The organism is Pantoea sp. EEL5 (genome assembly GCF_049892805.1).
Lineage (GTDB): Bacteria > Pseudomonadota > Gammaproteobacteria > Enterobacterales > Enterobacteriaceae > Pantoea > Pantoea ananatis.
In genome coordinates this window covers 71,492-96,753 of record NZ_JBNDNJ010000001.1, presented here as the reverse complement: position 1 = coordinate 96,753, position 25,262 = coordinate 71,492, and the positions used below count along the sequence as shown (strand labels likewise).

12 protein-coding genes are annotated in these 25,262 nt (G+C 53.5%); 2 read left to right on the top strand and 10 right to left on the bottom strand.

What is annotated here, in order from left to right; genetic code table 11:
• Positions 1 to 2: 2 nt before the first annotated feature.
• The 5 genes from ACPXSQ_RS00420 to dhaK form a co-directional block, all read right to left on the bottom strand.
• Complete coding sequence (locus ACPXSQ_RS00420; protein WP_426142462.1) at positions 3 to 11,918, bottom strand: hemagglutinin repeat-containing protein; 11,916 nt, start codon at positions 11,916 to 11,918, stop codon at positions 3 to 5.
• A gap of 15 nt (positions 11,919 to 11,933) precedes the next feature.
• On the bottom strand, positions 11,934 to 13,598 hold the full coding sequence (locus ACPXSQ_RS00415) for a ShlB/FhaC/HecB family hemolysin secretion/activation protein (protein WP_158150407.1): 1,665 nt from the start codon (positions 13,596 to 13,598) through the stop codon (positions 11,934 to 11,936).
• Positions 13,599 to 14,034: 436 nt separating this feature from the next.
• Positions 14,035 to 15,456, bottom strand: a complete 1,422-nt coding sequence (gene dhaM, locus ACPXSQ_RS00410) for a dihydroxyacetone kinase phosphoryl donor subunit DhaM (protein WP_426142460.1) — start codon at positions 15,454 to 15,456, stop codon at positions 14,035 to 14,037.
• 10 nt (positions 15,457 to 15,466) lie between these two features.
• Positions 15,467 to 16,099, bottom strand: a complete 633-nt coding sequence (gene dhaL / locus ACPXSQ_RS00405) for a dihydroxyacetone kinase subunit DhaL (protein ID WP_013024796.1) — start codon at positions 16,097 to 16,099, stop codon at positions 15,467 to 15,469.
• Positions 16,100 to 16,109: 10 nt separating this feature from the next.
• Positions 16,110 to 17,180 carry a dihydroxyacetone kinase subunit DhaK gene (dhaK, locus tag ACPXSQ_RS00400; RefSeq protein ID WP_072137834.1) on the bottom strand — a complete coding sequence of 357 codons (1,071 nt, stop codon included), beginning with the start codon at positions 17,178 to 17,180 and terminating at the stop codon, positions 16,110 to 16,112.
• A gap of 587 nt (positions 17,181 to 17,767) precedes the next feature.
• Here dhaK and ACPXSQ_RS00395 point away from each other — a divergent pair.
• Both ACPXSQ_RS00395 and dhaR read left to right on the top strand, forming a co-directional pair.
• Entirely contained in the window at positions 17,768 to 18,865 is a 1,098-nt protein-coding gene (locus ACPXSQ_RS00395; protein WP_014606491.1) for a glycerol dehydrogenase, read from the top strand.
• A 99-nt stretch (positions 18,866 to 18,964) separates the two neighbouring features.
• A complete protein-coding gene (dhaR, locus tag ACPXSQ_RS00390) occupies positions 18,965 to 20,881 on the top strand; it encodes a dihydroxyacetone kinase operon transcriptional regulator DhaR (protein WP_072138597.1) in 1,917 nt (638 codons plus the stop codon).
• Between the two features lie 67 nt (positions 20,882 to 20,948).
• Here the strand turns inward: dhaR and lpxO are convergent, their stop codons facing one another.
• The 5 genes from lpxO to ACPXSQ_RS00365 form a co-directional block, all read right to left on the bottom strand.
• A complete protein-coding gene (gene lpxO, locus ACPXSQ_RS00385) occupies positions 20,949 to 21,860 on the bottom strand; it encodes a lipid A hydroxylase LpxO (RefSeq protein ID WP_013024792.1) in 912 nt (303 codons plus the stop codon).
• A gap of 301 nt (positions 21,861 to 22,161) precedes the next feature.
• Positions 22,162 to 23,910: a glycosyl hydrolase family 28-related protein gene (locus ACPXSQ_RS00380; RefSeq protein ID WP_015700885.1), complete on the bottom strand. Its 1,749-nt coding sequence runs from the start codon at positions 23,908 to 23,910 to the stop codon at positions 22,162 to 22,164.
• A 199-nt stretch (positions 23,911 to 24,109) separates the two neighbouring features.
• Positions 24,110 to 24,400 (bottom strand): hypothetical protein, encoded by a 291-nt coding sequence (locus ACPXSQ_RS00375; protein ID WP_013024790.1) that lies wholly within the window; start codon positions 24,398 to 24,400, stop codon positions 24,110 to 24,112.
• Positions 24,397 to 24,744, bottom strand: coding sequence for a hypothetical protein (locus tag ACPXSQ_RS00370; protein ID WP_104933194.1), 348 nt, complete (start codon positions 24,742 to 24,744; stop codon positions 24,397 to 24,399). Before ACPXSQ_RS00370 ends, ACPXSQ_RS00375 begins: the two co-directional genes overlap by 4 nt.
• Complete coding sequence (locus ACPXSQ_RS00365; RefSeq protein ID WP_013024788.1) at positions 24,741 to 25,208, bottom strand: hypothetical protein; 468 nt, start codon at positions 25,206 to 25,208, stop codon at positions 24,741 to 24,743. The genes ACPXSQ_RS00370 and ACPXSQ_RS00365 overlap by 4 nt, the downstream gene beginning before the upstream one ends.
• Positions 25,209 to 25,262: the final 54 nt, after the last annotated feature.

The window sequence follows — 25,262 nt, the reverse complement described above, 5'->3', positions numbered from 1 at the left end:
AATTACCTTTTGAATTCAATTGCAGCTGGATCAATAGCACCATTAGATTTTTGGACAATTCCTTTAATAATTGCTCTCTCTTGCTCTAATGACACACTTTGTCCACGCACATCGATAATAACCCTCTGCTGCATTCCTGCAGGTAGATTCTCAGCACGTTGGATCGCTTGCTTAGACACATTACTAATCAGACCGCTCTGATTATTCGTAATATTATAGTTTTTCACTTCAACACTACAAACATTTCCCTGACACCAATCAGGGCGAACCCCACCTTTTGTCCCATATGGGACTTCTTTACCATCTTTGAAGCTGACTTGTTCGCGCCATCCATTGCCAAGATCTTTACCTACATCAATTTCTGATTGCCTGTGGCTGGGCCGTGAAGCCGTTGCTATCTCATCGCTGGCTTTGTTAACCAGCTTGGACGCTTCAGCAACATCACCACTGGTAAGCGCTTTCTCTGCCGCTTTCAGCATACCCGCGGCAACACGCTCTCCCGGTATCAGGGAAGCGGCCACGTAGAGATAATCCAGTGCTGACTGTGCTTCCGCTGCACTTTTTATCGTACCCACCACCGGCACAAAATCTGCACCCGTTGACGCCACATCTTTCAACGCTTCACGCCGTTCCGTGTACATCTTCACCGAGCAGGCTTCGGCGCTCATTCCGACGCAGTTTGCCTTCTTATAGCGCTCGTTTTCAGCCTCAACGTAATCAACCGCCTTCTGCTCCACCGTCTTGCCTTCAGACTGCGCCTGCGCAATATCTCCCAGCGCATTATTCTCAACCGCATTTTTCCCCGCCTGAGCGCCCGCTATGGCTCCTGACGCACTGCCATTTGCCAGACCGCCAGCAAGCCCCGCTGCCAGCGTTCCGAGTGCGCTGATAGTTTGCTTCTGCTCTTCGCTCAAATCCGTCCGCGCGATACCCGGATACATCTCCTGAGCGATAAATTCGCCCAGCGCTGCACCACCGACACCGGACAGCGCACTGTTGCCCTGCGCCTGTGCGATTACAGCCCCCACAACCGCATGCGCCATCAGATTGGCTGCGGTATTCACCACCGGCTTGCCGTCAGGGCCTGTTGTGGTGGTATTTTTGTGGATCAGTTCGGCGAGGTAAGGGGCGGATGCGCCAGCCAGTGCCGCTTTAAAATCTCCGCCAGCCAGTCCCTGAACAGCCGCAGTTGCCGCCTGGATTCCCTGCTGTAATGAACTTCCTGTGCCGGAGTCAGAGTCAGCGATTGCTTTTTTGTACTCAGGGGTCGCTTTAAGGCTCTCTATGTAGGCATTGCGTGCTTTTTCAGATGCGCCTTCGGGTGGGGGGCCCTTTACCTCCTGGGCTTTCTTCAGCGCATAAATCTCGCCCTGCGTACGAGCGATATCTGCCACCTGACTGCCAATCTCGCCAATCATCTGCGCGGTCTGCAGTCGCTGCTGTTCTTTCTCTTTGTTAAAGATCGGGCTGATGCTGTCGTTGGCATGCGCCGTGTCACGACTCAGCGTGGCGGTATCCTGCTTCTGATTAGCCTGATCGCGCACCACTATCGTACCGTCAGACACTGCTGACTGGGTAGTCCCTTCAGCATGCCCTTTTCCACCTGCGCCTGCCAGCATGGTGTTAGCCATATTCCCGGCAAACTGACCGCCCAGACTGGCACCCGAGCTCATGCCAATGCCCTGATGCTCGGTTTTGTAGTCGGCCTCGTTATGCAGATTGGTAAAGCCCAGTGTACCGGTATCCAGACGGTTTTTATCCGCATCGGCCTGACTGGCGATGACCGCACCGTTAAGCTGTGTATGGTTGCCCACCGTGACATCAAAGCCGCCATTGCCAGCATAAAGACCGCTTTGCTCCTTCACGCTGTCGAAATTGCTGTGCATCTTGTCCTGGCTGGCGTTGATATACCCGGACCCGGTCATGGAGCCAAAGGTAAAGCTGCCGCCTGCACCAAAACTGGACTGCTTCGAGTCGTATTTGTCGCTGTCCTGCAGGCTGGTAATAGTCAGATCCCGGCCCACATCCGCCTTCACGCTGTTGCCGTTGACCTGAGCGCCACTTAATGTGGTATCGCGACCGCTGCTGATGGCAACCTTGCCGCCGCTGTCCAGGGTCGTTTCGCTCCAGACCGTGCCGTTGCCTTTCTCATTGCCCTTAGCGCCATTGACGCTGGCAAAAACGCTTACTCCCGCACTGCCTGCCCCAACGCCGAAGCTGACACCAATGCCGCCGCCGCTGCTGCTGTTTTTACCTGTGGTTTGCTGGGTGTTTGCCGCACCGGTTAGGGTGATGTCGTTTGCCGCCTGTAACGTCGTATCGCCGCCTGCTTTCAGCTGACTACCAGAAATCACCAGATTGCCGCTGTCTCGCCCCTGGCCTTTGCCCGTGGCATTGATACTCAGATTACGGCCTGCATTGATCGTTGAGCCGTTAACCGTGTCTGACTGCTGATGCTGCTCCGATTTCGACTGCTGGGTAGAAAGTGAAATACTGATGCCAATGCCGTTATTAGGATCACCCTGTACCTGAGCAAGCTGACTGGCCTGATTCGCCTGCACGCCAGACAAGACTGCCTTGGTCGCCTGAAGCGCGGCCAGACGACCATCGCTCTGCTGTTTGGCTGACTGCGCCGCAGCGACTGCACTGTTCACGGCTTCCGCTACCGCACCAGACAGCGCCAGCGTTAAACCACTGGTACGTTGCTCCGTTCTTTCATCCTGGGTACGCAGATCGTGTCCTGGCGTAACAGTAACGCTATCACCCTGGAGCGCCATATTACCGCCCGCCACCAAATCGGCACCGTTAACCTGCAACTGCTTGCCAGCGGTAACTGAAACATTCCCTTTAGTGCTGCCGACGGTACTGATGCTCTGACTCTGCGTTGTCCCTTTATCGCGCATCTCCTGCAGTGATTTACTACTACCGATGCTGATACCAATGCCGCCCGTTCCCATCAGGCCGCTCTTTTTCGTTTCCGAAAAACGCCATGTGGAATCGGTATTAGTTGCGGCAGCAATATCGACATTGTTACCTGCATCCAGTGCCACATTGCCATCACCAACGACCTGAGAACCTTTTACCAGCAGGTCATTACCTGCTTTAACGGAGACATTGTTGCCGCTCAGCAAGGTGCCTTTTTCATTTGTGGCACTGTCTTCCTGAATGGTGTGCGTGGTCTTTTTACTCAGGAAGCCTTTTTTAGTTTTGGTTTCTTCTTTGTAGTAATAATCGCTTTCGGTCGCCGTATTCAGGTTAACGTCGCGCCCGGCCTGCAGGGCGATATCCTGTTTTGCCGTCACATCGGTTGCTTCGGTATTGATATCGCGACCGGCTACCAGAGTGGTACTGCCGCCGCTGGCGATCTCGGTGCCCTGCTGACGCACGGTTTCACTGATAACGGTTTTTTTGTCGCCCCTTTCGCTGTGGCCAGAAACGGTGGCGTCGGCATTCAGGTTGATATCACGGCCTGCTTTCAGCGCGGCATTGCCGGTAGCGGCGATGGCGGCGGCCTGACTGTTGATATCCTGACCGGCAGCAAGGCTGAGATTACCGCCACTGCTGACAGAGGTACGATCCAGAGCGGTTGAATGGGATTCCTGGTTGCCATTTCTGCTGTTCTGGCTGTTAGTAGCACTGTTGAGGTTCAGATCATTGCCCGCTTGTAGCGAAGCATCATTTGCGGCGTTAAGGTTACTGGCGGTGACGTTCAGATCGTGACCAGATTGAACCCACAGATTGTGACCTGCTGAAATCTGGCTGGCGGTATTAGTGACTTTTTGATTACCGCTATTTTGGAACGCAAGTCCTGACGTAACCTGATTATTCGTTATGGCAATGTCATGCCATGCGTTTATTAACAGATCGCCACCCGCGCTAAGGTTGGCACCTTTAATATTAATATCGTTACCGGATTTAAGGCTGAGGCTGCCCAGCGATGTGATAGTCGCGGTAGGGCCAACGAAAGTCTGTTTTGCAGATCCGGTATTTTGTTTGCCTGCTGAACCATTAATTTGCCACAAGGTTGTAACAGTGGTGTTGTTAATATCGCCATTGATACTCTCAAGCGCGACCTTTTTACCACTAATATTTGAACTGACGTTATTGATATTATTTATCGCAGTCAGCTGCAGATTTTCGCCCGCATAAAGCATGCCTGCATTGAGGTTATTCACGCTGTTCTGACTACTAACCGTCAGGTTATTTTTTGCGGTAATGGTGCTGCCATCGTTAGTGATATCACCGCCGGAAAGCGTCACGTTATTCCCTGCAATTACGCTGCCGTCATGCATTTCCACGTCTTTGGATGATAAATAGACTTTCGGCACCATTACCGTCTCGCCATTTATCGTTGTGGCTTCCCACCAGACCATACTTTTATCAAGTGATGCCACCTGCTGCGCAGACAATGACACGCCAAACTGCAACCCTAGCGCACGCTGCGCAGATGCCGCGTTATCCATTAAATAGCGCATCTGATCCAGTTCAGAACCAATGCCATTCAGATAACGGCTACCGGTCTGATTCAACACAACATTACTGACATAGCGCGTATCAAAGGCCGCATCGCCAAGGAAACGGTAATCATAGTTCGGCTTGAGGCTCAGGCGGTCAAGCAGATAAGACGATCCCAGAAACGTGGTTTTATCAGTATAAAGCTGTCTACTTTCCTGCGGAGCCTGTCCCGGCTGCCTGCCAAGCAATGCGTTAAGATCGCCAAACAGGCTGTTATCCAGTTGCCCCAGACCGTTAAGTTTTGGATTGAGAGTGATTAAATAAGGACTTTTACTGTTACCAAAAACAAAATAGCCATTATCGCCAGACGGAATCGGATAGGCACTGGTATCTACACTGGCTGGCTTATAACTGCGTAGATTGGCTGTGCTGACTGCAGGATCGGAAATCAGCCTACCTGACTGACTTAGATCGGCGCGGCTGAAGTTGCCTGATACATGAGTAACGAGCGAGGCCTTATCAGGCGTGCTATTATCCAGTGAACTATCACCATTGACCTGCTGCAGGGCCCCCTGAAGCTGGTCACGCCACTGCGGCGAATTTACCGCGACCTTATCGGTTTCACCGAGCTGCTGACGCTGCTGCGTGCCGACCCCGCTTAATGCAGACAAACCTTGCAGGTGAGGTGCCGATAATGTGTTGCCAGTTCTGCCTGCGTTTGGTGTTAAGGCTGTATTACTAATATTACCGCTAAAGTTTGCGGATATATTACCTCCAGCCTGAATAACTGAACGTAAAGCTTCACCGCTCAAGGTAGTTTCTTGTTCGGGTGCTGAAGAAAGATTATAAACAACTTTACTGATTTCTGATCCACTCATGCACCCACAATATGCAGCGTATTCGGGAAGATCCTCAGTGCCAATAGGTCCGTTATATTTGTAAGTAAGGTATGTTTTTTGTACGCCATTAAACCATGATTGATTATTTAATGTATTTCCACTTAAAGAAATAGCGCCATTTGCCAGCATAATACTTGCTAGATTATTAGCCTGACCTGCAAAAACATCTAAGTTATTTCCAGCAGAAATTCTTGCAATGCCGCCATTTGCACTGGCCGTCAATGTGGTTGTTTCAGTAAGAAAACGTTTTTCCGCTGCCTTGCGATTAGGTGCGGAATAGATATATGTGGTTTCAGAACCATTACCTTTACCTTCGCTTCCACCATGACGTATTGTCTTAGTGTAATAACCAATTTCGTCAGTTGGGAGCTGTCCGAGGTAATAAGAAAAAGATGCTTGCCCAACTTCCTTGGGTAATCCTGATGGTTTTTGTGTACTTTGTTCAATTCTTAAGCCATCACGTTGGTTAAGAAGGTTACCCGTTCGGATCGTAATATCCCCACCCTGCGTCTCAATCGTCCCAGAGGTGTTGATCACTTCCCCGTTGGCATTGCCCGCGCCATCGCGCTGCATCCACAGGCTGTTGCCCGCGAGAATATCGCCACGCTGGTTACGAATGCTGTTAGCAAATAAATAGAGATTCTGCCCGGCGTAAAGCAGCGCCGTGTTGACAAGGCTGCCTGGCGTGCTGATGGTCAGGTTACCGAGCGTGCCGGTAAAACCGTCCAGGGTGACATCGCTACGGCTGTTCAGGGTAACGTTGCCGCCGCCCTGCAGGCTGCCAGCACCGTTCATGGCGATGCGGTTGCCTGTCAGGCTGCTGTCAGCGCCGCCGGTGGTGATCTGGCCGTTGTTGGTCAGGTCGCCGCCCGCATTCAGCGTCACGCCCTGGCCCTGCATTGTGCTCTGGTTTTCCAGCGAGCCGTTGCTGTTGAGCGTCAGCCGGTTGCCCGCTGCCAGCGTGTTATGACTGACGAAGCTGTTCGCCAGATTCACTAGCACATCGCCCAGCGCAACGACCTGGCCGAACTGGTCAAAGCCGTTACTCACCAGCGTCAAACCGCCGCCGCTGAACAGCCGTCCCGATCCGGTCAGGTTGACCTGCGCGGCATTCACGTTCAGTTGTCCGGTGCCGAGCACGGTGCCGCTGTTACCGAGATTCTGATAATTAACGGCCAGGTTGCCGCCCTGCGCCATGCCCTGGTTCTGGAAATTGGTGCCGTTCAGGGTGCCCTGTTGATCGGCAAGCAGCGTACCGTTGTTAGTTAAGCCGGACGCGTTAAGCGTGAGCTGTCCGGCCTGCAGCCAGCCATTATTTACCAGTTGCGGTGTGGTAAAGGTCAACGCGCCGCCAGCCAGTAATCTGCCGTTATTGGTGGCTGAGTTGGTGGCGTTGACTGTGCCACCAGCCCCCTGAATCAGACCATAGTTATAGAGATCTGGTGTGGTCAGCGTTAGCGCGTTCTGAGAAACAAGGGTGCCATTCGCGGCGTTGGTGAGATGCCCGGTGGCGCTGAGCAGCAGGTTATTGTCACCCTGCAGGCGGCCCGCGTTATCTAACGCACCGGTGTTAATCTGAAGATCGCTTCCCTGAATACGGCCCAAATTATTCAGCGATGCCGACTGCAGGCTGATTTTTCCGGCACTGAGCAGGTTCTTATCCTGCTGCTGTGTCAGCGCGCCGTTGAGCTGCACGCTAAGGCTGTCCGCGCCGGTAATTTCCCCGTTATTGTTTAGCGTGTCGCCTTTCAGGGTGAGGTTTTTAGCCACCCATTGCCCCTGATTCGCCAGCGTCAGCGCCTGTAAGGCTGCGGTGCCGTTGGCAGAGATCTTGCTGCCTGCGGCGGCATCCAGCCTGTCGCTCAGGGTAAGTTGCAGGCCATCGGCACTTTGAATCGCTCCACCGTTGGCCAGTTTTGCCGCATTCAGCAGGATCTGTTGCCCCTGCCACGATCCGTTGTTGGTGACGTTATCGGCCGTAATCGTTAACGCGCCCTGCGTGAGAAGCTGTCCTCCCGCGTTATTCACAAGTTCACGCGTCGGAGCGCTCTGCGCCAGCAGCATTCTGAACCGCTGCGGGGCCGGTCCGAGCGTCAGGGATTTCAGACCGATAAGGTTGCCCTGGTTGGTCACGCTGGCGGGAGTAACCGACAGCGTATCGCCCTGAATGGCGCCACTGTTGTTCAGCGAACCGCCGTTAAGCGTCATGGCTTTTTCGGCGAGGACAGAGCCGGTATTCACCAGATTTTGCGCACTGAGTTGCGCCCCGCCCTGACTGAGGAGTGATCCACCATTCGTAAGGTTGCTATCAATCGCGGCGCTGAGCTCGCCGGTGCTCAGCAGCGATCCCTGATTTTGCCAGCTACCAGACGTTATCTCGGCATTCACCCCCTGCAGGGTGCCAGCCGTGTTTAATGTCGCCGCGCCAAGCAGCAGATCGCCACCGCTTAACGCTCTGCCTGTTGAAGACTGGGTGAGATCGCCAGTACTAAGCGCGTCCAGTGAAGTACTGCCCTGCCACAGGCCGCTGTTATTCAGCGATCCGGCACGCAGCGTCAGGCCGCTTGCCATGATTTTGCCACTGTTAGCCAGGCTGTCGGCATTCAGGCTGGCGTTACCGCCCGTAATCAGGTTGCCGCTGTTATCCAACAGCCCCGTGGTTTGCCCGTCCAGTGCACCAGTGCCGTTGAGGGTGCCGGTGTTTTTTAAGCTGCCGAAACGGTAACTGAGCTTGCTGCCCTGCCAGGTTCCTGCGTTACGGGCGTCCGTACTCTGTAACGTCAGTGCGCCCCCAGTAATCAGTTGGCCGCCCGCAAGGTTATCCAGCTGACGGAACCCTGCCGTCAGCGCGTTATCGCCCTGCAGCAGCCCCTGATTTTGTAATGTATCGCCCGTTATCTGCAATTGCTGGCCGGCAACGCTACCGGCGTTAGTCAGTGACTGCGCCTGGACCTGCGCCAACTGACGCGCCAGCAGCTTGCCGTTTACGCCATTATTCAGCGTGCCGGTCAGCGCGGTATTCAACGCGTCCGCATTCACCTGGCCGTTATTGGTAAAATCACCGCCGTTGACGCTGAAGGTGCCCGCCACCTGTAACAGCCCATCATTTACCAACTGGACAGGTGCCAGGCTCAGTCCGCTTCCGCTGACAAGCCGACCGTTCGCCAGGTTAGCAATTTGCGCGCTGGTTATCGCCAGTGCGCTGTTGCCCTGTAGCAGGCCAGCATTACTGAGCTGGGGAGCCTGAATAGTTAGCTGATCCGCAGCAAGCGTGCCTGCATTGGTTACGTTGCCAGCCTGCAGGTTCATTGCCTGCTGGGCCGTCAGGGTGCCACCGTTGTTAAGCTCCCCAGCCACAGAGGCGGTGATATTTTTTGTGGCCTGCGCACTGCCGCTGTTTTGCCAGCGTTGGGCTGTGACAGCCAGATTATCGCCTTGCAGATGTCCTTGGTTATCCAGAGAAGATGCCGTAATGTCAGCGTTGCCCGCCGTCTGCAACTGGCCCGTCGCCTGATTGCTCAGACTGCCGCCCTTCAGAGTCAGCGCCGTATCGCCCTGAATCAGGCCGCTGTTGATTAAATCGCCCTGAAAGGCCAGCACTTTTGCCAGTAACCAGCCGCTGTTGTCTGTGGTATTTCCCTGCAAATCGATGCTTTGCTGACCCAATATCTTGCCGCTGTTGGTCAGGGTTTTCGCCTTCAGCGTGGCATTGCCTGCGCTGAGCGCATTGCCGCTGTTTTGCCAGTTATCCGCCGTCAGAGCCAGTTTATCTGCCTGAATTAATCCTGCGTTAGTCAGGTCACCGCTGTTCAGGGTGAGTTGTCCCGTAGTCAGCAGTTCGCCCCCCTGGCGGTTAGTGAATGTACCGGCCTGAAGAGTAAGGCTGTCGCTGCCCTGAACGCGGCCTGCGTTATCAAGCGTTGCGGCATTGAGCCCCAGCCCTTTTGCGGCAACCAACCCGCTATTGTTAAACTGATCGTTTGCCAGTTGCAGCGCACCTGTAGCTAGCAATTTACCACCGGCCAGGTTAGTCAGCCGGCCATTGTCGGACTGAAGCGAAAGCGCGTTGATTTCGCCGTCGTTGGTCAGACTGCCGCCGCTGAGCTGCAGTGCACCGCCCGTGCTGAGCAGTCCGCTGTTGCTGAAGTCTGGCAGCGTAAGGGTTAAATCGCCCGCCGTCGCAATACTGCCTGAGCGCTGGTTGGTCAGGTCCTGGCTGCGCAGCGCCAGATTCTGCGTTCCCTGTATCAGACCGCTGTTGATAAGGCTGTCGCTGCTCAGTGACAGCTGCGGCGCGGTCAGCGTGCCGCTGTTATTTAATGATGCGGAGCCCACCTGCAACTGATTTTTCGCGACCAGCGCACTGGTGTTTATCAGCGTACCGGTGGCAGTGAAGTTAATATCCTTACCGCTCCCCGTTCCCGTATTACTCAGATTTGCGGCGTTGGCCTGTAACCCATCATTCGCGACCAGGGAACCCTGGTTACTCAGCGAGCCTGACGCGCTGAGTATCACGTCATCACCACTGCTTTTGCCGGCGTGCGTCAGATCCGTTCCCGTAATGTGTAGCCGTTGCTTAGCCGCCTGCGTTCCTTCCAGCGCGATCTGCCCCGCCCGCAGAGTAATGTTTTGCCCCTGCAGATGTGCCGTCGTGCCCGTGTGTAAACTGCCGCTTGTCGACGTCAGCATCCCGTCGGCGTTGACGTCGCCGTTAATATCAACGTGTTTACCTACCTGAAGCGCGATATCACCCTGGCTGGCACTTGAAGCACCGGCTGCGCTGCTCAGGTTGTCACTGTTGATTGCCAGCCCCGAGCGCCCCGACAGGTTCCCGTCCTGAAACAGATCGCCCGTCGACAGAGTTAATGCGCCATCACTCAACAGACTGGCGCCCTGCGTGTTGCTTATGCGATCGCGAAAAGTTAAAACGCCGTCGCCCGTCGCCCCAAGCGTGCCCAGTTGATCCAGCGAATTGCCATTCAGGGTCAGTAAACCGGCACTCTGCAAAGTTCCGCTGTTACGTAAGGCATCACTTTTTATGTCAACACCACTTCCCTGCAATGTGCCCCTGTTATCAAAACTGTTGCTGACAGCATTTAACTGACCTTTAGCAATGAGCGTCCCGTTGTTTTCCAGCGTAAAAGCATCCAGCGTTACAGCATCGGCACTCTGCAAAGTGCCGCCGTTATTCAGGCTGTTACTCTTAATTCTGACGTTATTGCCCTGCAGAATCCCCTGGTTCGTAACATAATTACCGACCATGGCGAGCTGCCCTTTAGCGAGTAACCCGCCGCTGTTGCCTGTCGTAAATGCATTAACAGACAGGTTATTGCCCGCGGTTACCTGTCCGGCATTATCAAACTGACCGGCCGGGTCCAGGCTTAAGCCGCCGGTGAAGTCTGGCTGCGCGTTGAACGAGATGTTATTGGTGGCATTGAGTGCACTGCCGTTGTCGAGCGACAGGCTGGTCGCGGCAAGGTTGATGCTGTCACCGGCCACGATCTTGCCGCTGTTGATTTGCAGACGCTTGCCGCCCTGCAATGCAATAGTGCGATCGCTCCCCAGGCTCCCATCGTGCAAACTGATAGCGTTTTGTGCGGTTATCGTCGCCGGGCCAGAGGCTTTGTGTTCACCGCTCAGCTCTACGCTTTGCGCACTGGCGGTCAGTGCCCCGCTGCTGAGGCTGTTATGCACCACCAGTTTACCGTTCGCATCCAGGGTGATATCGCCCTGTCTGGCCAGTAAGTTACCCAGATTGACGCCGACGCCTTTTTCGCTCGACACCAGATGAATGCGGTTGGCGTACATGCCGCCCAGTGCGCTGGTATCGACCGCCACGCCGGGCGCAGGCCCTTCGCCGTTAATGGGCGTTATCGATCCATCCTGCCCGACGCGGTTTGCTCCCAGCGTAACGGTGAGATCTTTGGCGTGAATCCCGGCATTGATTTCCGTTGCGCGTGCCACAATCGACACCGCATCGGCTTTACTGCCGTCCAGTCCCTGGCCCTCAATGGTAATGGTGCCTTTACTGACCTCCAGCGCGGCCAGGTTGCCGTTGGCATCAAACTGCGGTTTACCGGTGGTCAGCGTCACGTTCGGCGTATTGATAAAGCCACAGCCGTTACAGGTAATGCCGTAGGGGTTAGCCACCATAACGTTGGCGGCTTTACCGGCCACTTCGGTATAGCCCTGCAGCTGTGAACGATTAGCCCCCACCACTTCGTTAATAATGGCGCGCGCTTCCTGGCCGGCTTTAAGGTTGGGGTTGTTCTGGATCAGCCCGCCAAGCTGGGTCTGCGTGAGCTGGCCAGTGGCGTTGTTGAGGATAAGGCCCTGTTGCCCCACGTTATATTGATCGTACTGGTTATGAGAAACACCCGCCTGATTCGGCGTTGCAATATTGACCACGGGCACGCCATTGCCTGCCGCATCCATCTTTGTCCCAGGCGTGACTGGCGTGATTTCTGCGGCCATCACCGGCAGCATCGGTTGCACCGCCACCAGATAGCAGATGAGATAGCTGAGGGCGCGACGGGCAAGGGAAACAGGCTGACGATCGTCCATAATCAGTTCCTCTTTTTAGAATACCAGCCCGACGCGGGCGTAAATGCTGACGTGATCCGGCTGTAAATAGCCGGGATAGCTGAGCGGAATGCCGACGGTGTACTGGGTGTAAAAATGTTGATTGCGGGTGCCAAGCCCCACGGCACCGCCCCAGAGCGTGCCGGTAAACTGTGGGTTTTGCGGATCGCTTCTCAGCCAGCCGCCGTCCACCGCCGCCAGTGCCGTGACTTCACCCAGCCCCGGTAACGTAAACAGGCTGTAATCCAGCTCATTGCGTAAGTAACCGCCTACATCGCCCGACAGGTATTGCTCTTTGAAGCCACGCACAGAGCTGTCGCCGCCCAGCGTGAGTCGTTCGCTACCGTAAAGGTGATCGGGTGACCACTGTCCGTAAAGGCTGCTTAGCCACCACAGCTTGTTGGTGAGCGGTTTTTGATAGCTGGCGCTGATGCTCCATTTACGAAACTCTGCTTTCGGCAGGTTACCGTTTTTGCCTTCATCGCTTTCGGCATCAAACCACGGCATACCACGGCTAAACGATGGGTTAAGCGTGGCGACGCCACCGGCAATTTTCTGAGTGTGGTTCAGGCCAAACTGCAGGCTGGTTAATTTGCGGCTACTGCTTATCAGAGGCGCATCGTTGAGATAGTTGTGGCTGGAATAGTGATTCAGGCCAATCTGCACGCCCGTTTTGATATCGCCGTTGCGAAATAAAACCCAGGAGCCGTTAAGGCGATGTGCAATATTGTTGCCGTTGCTGAACCACGTGAAATCGTTATTGATAAAATGGCTGTGGTAGTTGCTCCAGCTGTAGCTGTAATCCAGCAGGCCATAACCATAAGGCACGCTGACGCCGGCCTGTAAGTTCTGCGCATCGCGCCAGTGGCTGAATGCGCTGCTGCGCCCACCACTGACAAACCAGCGATCCGCCAGCCCCAAAAGATTATTTCCGGTCAGAGAGGCGTTAAGCTGGCCCAGGCCGGTGCTGCGCTGCCCGCTGTTATCAAAACCCAAGGTCGCGCTGAGGGGAAATTCAGGTTTTGCTGTCAGATTAACAATGGAATAACCCGGTTTAGGTGACGGCTGAATTTCGATTTGAACAGGTACCGTGCGTACGCGATTAATCTGCTCCATGCCCTGCTCAATATCGCGCAGGTTCAGGATTTTTCCTTCCAGCCCCGGAAATACCATGCGCAACAGGTGTGGATGTTTACCGTCCAGAATAATGGTGTCCAGTTTGCCTTCCAGCACGGGAATAATTAGCTGGCCAGAAGAGAGATCCTGTTCTGTTAAAAAAGCCCGGCTGGTAATATAACCCCTTTGCATATACCAGTCGGAAATCGCATGTACCAGCGCATTAATTTGCGTTAAGTCCAGACAACGATTGACGTAAGCAGAAGTCAGTGACTGCTGCTGGCTGGCGGAAAGCAGTGTGGCGTTGCGGATTATGATCTGATGAATAGTAAAGCAACGGCCTGACGCATCAGCACGGGGAGCGGGGACTATACGCGGTGACACAGCTTGCCAGAGTGCATCACGCTGCTGCTGATCCTGCTGCAGGCGTTGCTGTTGCTGAGTCTGGATATAATCGCGATCGCCTGGCGTCAACGGCGCAGCCAGTGCGCTTACCGTGATAAGCGCGGCGCTCAACGCCAGCCACTTCCCTGTCTTTGCTCTCATAGGTAAGCCCAATGAAAAGAAATGTAAGTTTTTTGTAAAGCAGTGAAAGCATAATATCACCTAAACTATTGGAAAATTCCTGATAAAAGTAAAAGACGACAGCTTGATATATATTTTATTTAATCACTCACTGTTTCCCGCCTTAACCCAAATATGATTTTAAAAATATCCCCTTAACTAAAATGCACTCTCTTGAGCCTTTCCCGAATAAAAATAAACATGAAATCCCAAGGTAGTCCCTGGCGGAAACCCATTTGTGGGACGCGATTTATTTATGTTTTCTGATTGAAATATCGGCTAATTATTGGATAAAAATGCGTCAAAATGAGAGGAGGTTTGTCGAAAGGTTAAGGGAACAAAAAGAGATTTAACTGAAATTTTGGCCAAATAAATTAAAGCCCCTGAAACAGATACCAGAGGCTAATGAACACTAGCGTTATGCGCAACTCACGCGCTGTGCAGCGGGATCAATCAATAGCCTGTCCTCTGGCTGAATGATATCCAGCACTGCGCCCTGCTGACAGATAAAGGCAATACCGGCCTGCTGAGCAATGATTGTGGCATGTGACAGCGTGCTGCCCTCCCGCAGGCAAATGCCTTTTACCAGTTGCGCATTCAGATTAACGACCGCTGACGGAAAGATATCGTCTGCCACGATAATGGCGGGCACGTCTGGTGTCGGCAGCCTGATGTCGCGCCCTTTCAGGTGGCACAGGCTTCGGTACAGTATGTCTTCGATATCAATAAACCGCGCCTGCAAATACGCATCATCCAGGTGCTGATATTGCTGGCTTAATTCCATTAGCACCTGATACCAGGCTGATTCAGCGCAACACGAGTCATTACGGATGACCTTACAGGCAGCGTCAAACAGGTCGGGATCGTCCAGCAACGTGTAATGGCCTGAGAAAATAGCCGCCACCGAAGCACCATATTTCTTCTCTGCCAGGGCAGCCAGCGCATTCAGGTCATTGAGCGTATCTACTATCGCCTGCTGCAGCCGCCGCTCTTCCTGCCCGACGTCGCTGCAAGGGTGCCTGGCAGGCTGCGCCAGCGGCAGGGGATAAAACACCGCTTTACCCTGAACCTTTTCGACGGTGGACGCCGATGTTTTTAACGCCATCGACTCGGGATGTTCGCCAAAATCTTCCGCCGCAAGGGATTCAAATGCGGCCAGGGCACGCTCAGCATCGGGCCCACTCGCCGACAAGGTAACGGCGTCATGACAGCGAACCTGAAGCAGAGCAATCTGGTTGAGGCTGTCTGGCTTCACGCACTGCCCCTGTTTCTCTAACACCAGATCAGCGTTCATTCCTGCCAGTGCAGCGACCAGCCGCGAAGCAGGACGAACGTGCAGACCGTGGTGGTTCCTGATGGTGACCGTAACCGAACGCGCGTCCGAATCGGGCGCTTGCGCGGGCAGCGAAGCGGCGTGCGCGGGAGGCGTTATCCCTAACTGGGCCTGTTTCGCCGCCAGCGCATTCATGGCAACGTCAATGACTGTGTCGATGTCCGCTCCCGCCGCCGCGCTGACGGTGGCCGCCAGCGTGCCTTCCACCAACGGTGCTGCACACAGGCGCACTTTTTCAGCAATGACCGGATCGAGCAGATCAAGTGCCGTCTCAGCACTGAGCAGGGCACTTCCCATATCCATCATGACCAGCACATGATCGGTATCCGCGACAGCCTCAATCGCCTCCATCACTTTTATCGGATCCGTGCCGATGGGATGATCAGGATCGTCAATGCCGGCGGCGACCGCGATCCTGCAATTATCGCCGGTTAACATTTGCCGGGCCAGCATTTCCACGCCCTCGCCTAACATTGCACTGTGTGACACGATCACCAGGTTTACCATTCCTCTCTCCTTACTCCCTGGCGGCGGCGGCCAGCATTTGCATCATGAACATGACCGAGGTTGCACCGGGATCCTGATGACCGATACTGCGCTCACCCAGATAGCTGGCGCGCCCTTTGCGGGCCTGCATGGTGATGGTTGACTGGGCGGCTGACTCCGCCTGTTGGCAGGCGGCATCAAGAGCGGCGGTGAGTGAGACATTCTGCTCACTGGACTGACGCAGTGACGCCACGACCGCGAGCCAGACGTCGCACATGGTTTTATCGCCAGGCTCGGCTTTACCGCGGTTAATGACCCCTTCCGCCCCTTCACGAATCATCTGATACAGCTCTTCCAGCGTCAGGCTCTGATGCGCCTGGGTAACCTGAGCCGCACGAATAAAGAACGTACCAAACAGCGGCCCGCTGGCTCCGCCTACGTTTGAGAGCAGCGTCATACCGGTATTTTTAAGAATAAAGCCGATATCTTTATCTTCGACAGAAGGCAGCTTCTCGACAACTTTACTGAATCCCCGATGCATATTTAAACCGTGATCGGCATCGCCGATTTCACGATCCAGTCCGGTCAAAAAATCACTTTCACGGGTAAAAACTTCACCACAGCGGTAAAGCCAGCTCACAATTTGGGCGCGGGTCAGTGACATATCGATCTCCTTATTGGCCCCAGTTCAGGGCTGGTGTATGGACCGGCGCATCCCACAGCGCCAGGGAATCATCGTCCACGCTGAGCAACGTGATGGAAAAGCCCACCATATCCAGTGAAGTGCAGTAACTGCCTACCAGACTGCGCTCAAGAGTGATCCCCTGCTCTTCACAAAGCTGCGCCAGGCGGTTGTACACGCCATATAATTCTGATAGCGGCGTCGCGCCCAGGTTATTGACCAGCGCAATGACTCTGTCGCCGCGTGTTAAAGCCTGCTTGGTGTGCTGCACTTCTTGCCAGCTACCGGTCTCGACATCCCAGTGACGCAGCGGGCGGCTGTAGGTGCCATTCTCCAGCAGGGTTTCAAACATCTCATCGACCGTGTTATCCAGTGAAGTAAAGGTGCGGCGATCGATACCCGGCTCGCCATGAATCCCGACACCAAACTCCATTTCATTGTCCTGAAGTTCAAACGAGCGCTTTCCTGCAGCGGGAACGGTACAGGCGCCCAGCGCGATGCCAATAGAGTGACCACAGTTATTCAGCTTACGTCCCAGCGCAGCGCAGGCTTCAAGAGAATCGCCCCGCTCTGCGGCAGCGCCAACCAGTTTTTCAATCAGCACGGTATTCGCCACGCCACGACGTCCAGCCGTGTACAGGCTGTCTTTTACAGCGACATCATCATCCACGACTATCGTCGTGACCTTCACGCCGCTTTCGTGCAGCAGTTCGGTTGCCGTTTCAAAGTTGAGGATATCGCCGGTGTAGTTTTTAATGATCATCAGTACGCCCTCACCGCCGTCAATTTTCATGGCGCACTCAAACATTTTGTCTGGCGTGGGTGAGGTAAAGATTTCGCCGGGGCAGGCGCCAGACAGCATGCCATGACCAATAAAACCGCAGTGCATCGGCTCATGGCCGCTGCCGCCGCCCGAAAGTAGCGCAACCTTTCCCACTACAGGCGCATCGGCTCGCGTCATGCAGACGGGATCCTGATGAAGCGTCAGTTCAGGATGGGCTTTTGCCAATCCTGCCAGTTGTTCACTCAATACATCTTCCACACGGTTAATCAGCTTTTTCATTCTTTATGCTCCGTTGGATGCGGTTAGCTGTCACTCTGCCTGAGGCAAAGACAACCCGATTACGGGGGGAACGGTAACGGCGGCAGACCGCTCGTCGACGCACTGATTCTCATGGAGTCGACGAGAAAAAAAATGTCAGGATGAAGAGTTTCATAACGGAACATCGTGAGGTTTTTTATGTTCCATAATGAAACATATCACGCGTCTGTTGGGTGAAAATGAGAGGCAAAGCAAGTCATGACAGCGGAAGCGATAAATAAAGACCGTTGAGTAGGCAAGTTTTTTAGCGGCAGACAGCATCGCGCGTCATGTAGTCAGGAAAATCGTCGCCACATTTTGCCGTTTTACACTGCTGGAGACGATCGCGATCGCAACATAGCTTTCAAACCTGGTTTATTGTTCCAGTATGAAACGTGCGGAGCGGTAAGGTGTTCCATATCAGAACGTTGGCCGCAAAACTTTTTCACCTCCATGTCGCGCGTAAAGTGAAACGCGACGTCGGCCATCATTCGGCTTTCACTGCAAGTCGAGCCAGAGAGATGCCAGCGTTCACTATGCGAACATGTTCTTACTTGAGGGTGAAAGGAATGCCAAAAATTATCCAGTCTCCAGCGAAATATATTCAGGGCCCCAATGCCGCCATGTCCTTCGGCCAGTACGCAAAGAACCTGGCCGATCGTTTTTTTGTGATTGCCGATGACTTTGTAATGAACATGGCGGGCGATAAGGTGTTGAGCGGCCTTGCTGAACATGACGTCACCTGTCATGCAGAACGTTTCAGCGGGGAATGTTGCCGGACTGAAATCAACCGGCTGATGACGTTAGCAGAACAAAACGGCTGCCGCGGCGTCATCGGATTAGGGGGCGGTAAAACGCTGGATACGGCCAAGGCGATTGCGTGGTATCTCAAACTGCCAGTGGTGGTTATCCCCACCATCGCCTCCACCGACGCGCCCACCAGCGCATTGTCTGTGATTTATACCGAAACCGGTGAGTTTGCAGAGTACCTGATCTATCCCAAAAACCCCGACATGGTCGTGATGGATACTACGATCATTGCCAAAGCACCGGTACGTTTACTGGTCGCGGGAATGGGCGATGCCCTGTCCACCTGGTTTGAAGCCAAAGCCTGTTACGATTCTGGCGCAACCAGCATGGCAGGCGGCAAGTCGACGGCCGCAGCGTTAAGCCTGGCGCGGCTGTGCTATGAAACGCTCCTGGCGGAAGGCGAAAAGGCTCGCTTTGCGGCTCAGGCAGGCGTGGTAACAGATGCGCTGGAACGTATCGTTGAGGCCAACACTTACCTCAGCGGGATTGGCTTTGAAAGCAGTGGTCTTGCCGCCGCGCATGCCATTCATAATGCGTTTACCGTACTGGAAGAGTGCCATCACCTTTATCACGGTGAAAAGGTCGCGTTTGGTACGTTATCCCAGTTAATTTTGCAGAACAGCCCGACAGAAGAGATCGAAACCGTGCTGGCGTTCTGCCAGAAAGTAGGATTGCCTGTCACCCTGGGGCAAATGGGCGTGAAACAGGATATCGAGAAAAAAATTCAGGCGGTTGCCGAGGCGGCCTGTGTAGAAGGCGAAACCATCCACAATATGCCGTTCCCGGTCACACCAGACAGCGTTTATGCGGCGATTATCACTGCCGATCTGCTAGGACAGCAGTGGCTGTCGCGTTAATCTGTCACAGGTAAACCGCTGGCCCGAGTCTCCGGGCAACGACTTCCCCCTGGCTGCGCGGCTGGGGGGATTCTTTATGGTCTTTCAGCGGAAATGGATATGACAGTGTTCGCGCCCGAGAGCGATAAACACGTTTCAGCGGTGATAGCTCAGTCATGGCACCGCTGCAGTAAATACATGCAGCGGGATAACTGGCAAGCACCGCATCAGGCACAGGGATTAACTTACGCGTCGATTTGCCGCCGCAAAACCGCCCTGCTCACCATTGGCCAGGCCACGCTTGAGGATGCGTGGGAATATATGGCGAACCGCCCTTGTGCGCTGTTTATTCTTGATGAATCCGCCTGTATCTTAAACCGTTGTGGCGATGCACAGACGCTGCTGGATCTTGAGAAATTAGGCCTGCAGGAGGGAAGTTACTGTGCGGAAAGTATCATCGGTACCTGCGCCCTGTCGCTGGCCGCGCTTGAAGGCCAGCCATTAAAAACCAGCCGGGAACAGCATTTCAAACGGGCTCTTCATACCTGGTCTTTCTGCTCTACACCCATATTCGATAATCACGGTCGTTTATTTGGCTCTATCGCGTTGGCCTGTCTTTATCAGGATCAGGCGCCCTCCGATCTCTCGCTTACGCTTTCTGTTGCCCGGGAAATAGGCAATTCACTGTTAACAGACAATTTGTTAGCCGATTCCAACCGCCATCTGAACCAGCTTTATGGCCTGCTGGAGAGCATGGACGACGGCGTCATGGCGTGGAATGAGCAAGGCGTCCTGCAGTTCCTGAATGCTCAGGCAGCCCGGCAGTTGCACCTTGATGCCTTAACCAGTCAGGGAAAGAATATCGCTGACCTGATCACGCTGCCGGCTCTGCTGCGCCGGGCGATTAAGCAGGTACAGGGATTAAAACATGTGGAAGTCACCTTTGAGAGTCAGCATCAGTTTGTTGATGCGGTGATTACCCTGAAACCCATTGTTGAAGTTCAGGGCAACAGCTTTATTTTACTGCTCCATCCGGTTGAGCAGGTCCGTCAACTCATGACCAGCCAACTGGGTAAAGTCAGTCACACCTTTGAACAAATGCCAGAAGAGGATGCCGACACGCGTCGTTTAATACATTTTGGTCGTCAGGCAGCCAAAGGCAGCTTTCCTGTCTTACTGTGCGGGGAAGAAGGGGTAGGTAAAGAGTTGCTGAGCCAGGCGATTCATAATGAAAGTGACCGGGCAAGCGGCCCTTATATTGCGGTTAACTGTCAGCTTTATGCCGACAATACACAGGGAGAGGATTTTACAGGCAGTGCACCCGGCGAGGATAGAGATGGCCGTTTAAGCCGTCTGGAACTGGCCAGCGGCGGCACGTTGTTTCTAGAAAAGATTGAATATCTGACACCCGGACAGCAATCTGTTCTGCTTCAGGTCATCAAGCAAGGCGTGCTGACTCGCCTTGATGCGCGGCGGCTGATCCCCGTTGATATTAAAGTGATTGCCACGACTACCGTTAATCTGGCCCATCTTGTGGAACAGAATCGTTTTAGCCGTCAGCTTTATTACGCATTACATTCCTTTGAGATTGCCATTCCGCCCTTGCGCGCGCGGCGTAACAGCATTCCCTGTTTAATTAATCACCGCCTACGCAGGCTGGAAAAACGTTTTTCCTCGCGCTTTAAAGTTGATGACGAGGTGATGACGCAATTAATGGGTTATGGCTGGCCCGGTAATGACTTTGAATTAAACAGCGTAATTGAAAATATTGCTATCAGTAGTGAACATGGCCATATCCGATGGAATAACCTACCAGAATCGCTTTTATCTGAGCAACCTGACAATGCCGCAAACGCCTCTCTGCTGCCGGATAATCTGTCATTTAGCGCGATTGAAAAAGAAGCGATCCTCCAGGCTGCCCGCATGACTCAGGGCAAAGTGCAGGCGATGTCTGATCTGTTACACATCGGCCGCACCACGTTATGGCGAAAAATAAAACGATACGCGATTGATGTAAGGCAGTTTAAACCCAAATAACGGTGTTCACTGCCTGTATTATGGATTCAGCCAGACGCTGAGTGCTGTTCTGGCTGTCATTCCCTTTCTACATCACGATACTCGGCACGATGATCGCAAGGAATATCAGTACAATCGAGGAGTGCTTAACCCAGTAATAGACTGTCCTGTTCCGTTTTTTTAAATTTTGTCCGGCATCGCGAATCGCATTAACGTATTTAAAAATGCGGTTGATGAAACCCGTTTTGTCATTTTCGTCATTGGGTGAGGCTGCTGCCGACATCAGGGTACTGCCTACCCAGTGATTAATGGCCTGTGCCCAGCGCCACTTCATAGGACGCTCAATATCGCAGAATAAAATGATACGCGTTTGCTCACTTTCATTCTGTGCCCAGTGCACGTAGGTTTCGTCAAAAATAACCGCCTGCCCGTCGCGCCAGCTGTGACGTTGTCGATCCACCTCAATAAAGCAGCGGTCATCGTTGGGCGTCACAAGGCCGAGGTGATAGCGAACCGATCCCGCATAGGGATCGCGATGTTTACCTAAATGACTGCCCGCCGGCAGCTCTGCAAACATCGCCGCTTTCACTGAGGGGATTTTACTGACCAGAGCCGTGGTGACCGGGCAGAGCTGCTGGGCAGACGGATGTGCGTCGCTATACCATTTAAGGTAAAACCGTTTCCAGCCACGCTTAAAAAAGGTATTAAACCCTGCATCATTATGGCTTTTGGCCGCTTTGATATGATCCTGAAGACGTATCGCCTCTTCGCGAATGACCTGCCAGTTATCGGTCAACTCGCGAAGCTCTGGAAATTCCTCTGTCGGAAAATAGGGCTGTTTCGCTGGCAATCTTGAAAAGCCTGTCATGAACATATTAACAGGTGCCATAAAGGTCGAGTGATCAAACAACTGACGCGAGAACTTTTGTTTTTCTACACCGCGCGAGTGTGCATAGATTACGCTAATAATAAAAATACCAATAATGATGGCAGCCACCATACAACGTGTTCCTTATGTTGCAAGAATGGATGGTTTCTTGCGGAGATTTAATGGAAGAATAATTTTTAGTATTAAATTGCAAAATTTTTTGTCAAGTAGTGCGCTTTCAGGTGTTACTCCCGCAACCTGAGTTGACGTCGTTTAACAATCGTTTAAATAACAAAGACTGGCATCAATGCGTTCCACGAATATATCCGGCAGGCATTCAGATCCCCATCAAACCAAAGAGCGGCGGAAGAGACAGGTACTGCGCTTAAAGCAAAAAAAAGCGAGGCCGAAGCCTCGCGTAGGATTGCCAGCGTTAATCGTAATAAGGGACTTTACGATCGGTACCGTTAATATTGATGAGCACAAAACCCGTCGGCGTTGTTTTATTGGTCGGCGACCCCGCCGCCGTGGCGAGGGTTACCACGCCTTTTTCATTGGCGCCCACGCCCGCGACGCCATTATGTAACCCAAAGCGTGCGGCAGGCTTGAGCGTGCCCACTTTCGATACGTCATCCACCAGCGACAGGTCACTCTGAAACAGGGAACAGGAACCCGTATCAAAGCGCGTCGGACCGGTGGTTTTCAGGTTAAACATGGTTTCACCACTGTTGGCTCGCAGCTTAACCCAGATACCGGCATAGGTGGTTCCCACACGGTTATAGCGAATGTCCATCACCGCAGGCTGCCCCATATGGCAGGCATCTGCCCAGACCGTATCCAGCCGCTGCAGGTTGATCCAGGTCTTGCCCGTGCCGGGCATATTGACGGGCGAGCCTGCCGTACCTGAAGGCGTGGTGTTATCCGCTTTACCGATCAACTCAATGACCCACTGTTGATTAGGCGCCGGGAAAAATACCTGCCCAAGACGATACCAGTTATCCGTCTCCGTATTGTTCACTACCTTATAGCCACTAAAGTACCCGGCCCGTAGCGAACCGCTCATGAAAGTGCCGTAGTTCTCGTCACGTCGATAGCCGTACTCGAAGGTAGAAAGCCACTTGCCTGCCACAAGGTCCTGGCTGAGCTTTGAACCTGACTGCAGGTTAATATGACGCATTACCACGCGGGCGTTGTTCAGTATTAATGGGGTACTGCAGTTCTCGACGTTGAGCGTATCGATGGTCCAGCCGCCATCAGACAGATCGCCGGGATTGCGCGTATGTTCAATCCAGACGTTACGCATAATCGCCTGCGTCATACGCGGCATATACAGCGTGGCATCACCATAGCCCGTCTGGAAATTCGCATTGCATAACTCAACGGCCGTAGAGTGATCCCAGACGCCTTTGGGGGAACCTGACCAGCCGATATCGAAAACGCGCGAGTAGGTGGTATTGGTATAGATTTGCTCAAACTTACTGTCGAGCGTGTCCTGCAGCTTAAAGATGGTTCCACCGCTGCGCTGCCCCCGAAAGCAGCTGATATTAACGATTTGCCCTGCCATACAACTGTTTTCAAAAAACGGCTGAACATTGCTGCACATTTCAGGGGTAATGGTGGCCGTGTTGGTGACGGTATCCGCCGTGGCCTGTCCGTCCCAGGTAATCCCACGAATGGTGGTGCGCCGTGCCTGAACTTTGAAGAGGGTATTGGCACTTTTATCTGATACGATGGTGGTGCCGGGCAGAGAACCCAGCGCCAGATCGTCCCCGGCCAGGCCAAAGAACGGGATTTCTGCATTGCTCAGATCCATGGGCATAATCAGAAAACGCCCGCCCGGGAAACGTACCGGCAATCCCTTCATATTCTGGCTGTAAGTTTGTGACCAGCCGAGAATACGTTTAAACGCATCGGTGTCATCCGTGACGCCATCGCCCTTGGCCCCAAAATGCAGGATGTTCACTTCTCGCGGATCGTTGATTGAACGCTTCCAGTAGAAGCCGTTTCCTATGGCTACCGTACCGCCATCATCTTTTAAAATCGTGGTGCCGGTAAACCCCACAAAATCGCCGCCGCCACGAAAGCTGGAATCTTTATCGTAGTAGCGTTTCAGTACGGCAATTTCACCTGGTTTTGACGGCATGGTCGTACGAAGCTCAGCAAATGAGTTAACTTCAATCATGATATCCTCCTCAGGATAATAGGCTGTAAATCAGAAGGTTAAAGAATCTTCGGCAGCGGAATGACCACACAGGACATCCCATAAATCGTTATGGCTGTTAATGGCGCGCACGGTGCGAATGTCGGCCTTATTGGCGTCATCGCCATGGGTATAAATCGGGGAAAAGAGGATGCAGGCTGAATCGCGATAAATGATGGGCTCAGGGTTGGTGATATTTGGACTGCTGCAGCTTGTCGCGAGCAGCAGCGTCATCAAGATTAAGGTTATCAGTCGCCACACGCTTCGCCTCCTCACTATTGCGTTGCTGTTGATGAGTAACATTCGCCATGCGATTTGCCTCTTGCCTGGCGCTGTCGGCTTCCGACCGGGCTTGCTGTTGCACCTTGCCGATTTTCTTACCTCCGACGTAGCTGGCAACGACGGCGATGATCAGTGCACCCATCGCCGCCAGCCCGTGCCAGCCGCTGGTAAACAGAGAAAAAAACGTCATGATGCCTCCTCTTTGCTCTGGCGCTTTTCATTCAGCAGGTTTTTCTGGCGAACAAATTGCGCAATGACGCCCATCGCCACCATAAAGGCGCCAATGAGACCAAGGTAATTGTGGGGAAGGATGTTCTTCACATCGTCAGGCAGCGTTTGCCACGCACTGAGGGCAGACGACGGAAATGACTGAACCCAGGCGCTGAGCATTGACCCCAGCGAAGCCAGCCATACAGACCAGGTTTTAAATAACAATTTGGCATGGGAAACGAACTGCAACGTGGTGAAACGCTGCATCAGCAGCAAAATAATGATGACGGTCAGCACGGCAATGATGAAAAATAACCATCTCATAGCAGCCCCCGGTAGATGTCATAGTTACCGCTACGCATGACTTCAGCATGACGCCTGACGCGCCCGGGGGTTTGCCGGGCCCAGAGACTGTTGAGCATGGCATCGCCCGCCTCCGTAAAATGCTCGCGCGTGATGGCACTGAGCATATTTTTAAACTGCAAAACTCCGTCAACGCCCAGTTGATATGCCATGCTCATCAACACATCGGTTCGTGCGTCATTGCACTTTGCCAGCGCCTGCTTCAGGGGAGCGCGACTTTGCATATCCGTGATTTTGTTTTCCAGAATGCACTGTTTCCACACATCGCCCACCCGACGCGGCACCCGCAGCACATAGTTACTTAATGACGCCCCTTTTGGTCCGATACGAATCCCTCCGGCAACCGTAGGAAACCCCAGTGAATCGAGATAGGGCATTTCGGCGTAACCTTCTTCGAAATTCAGTATTGCAATAATCTGGCTCATAGAAACTCCTCAGTGATGATGCAGGCAGCCCATCCACCATGAAAAAACATAAAG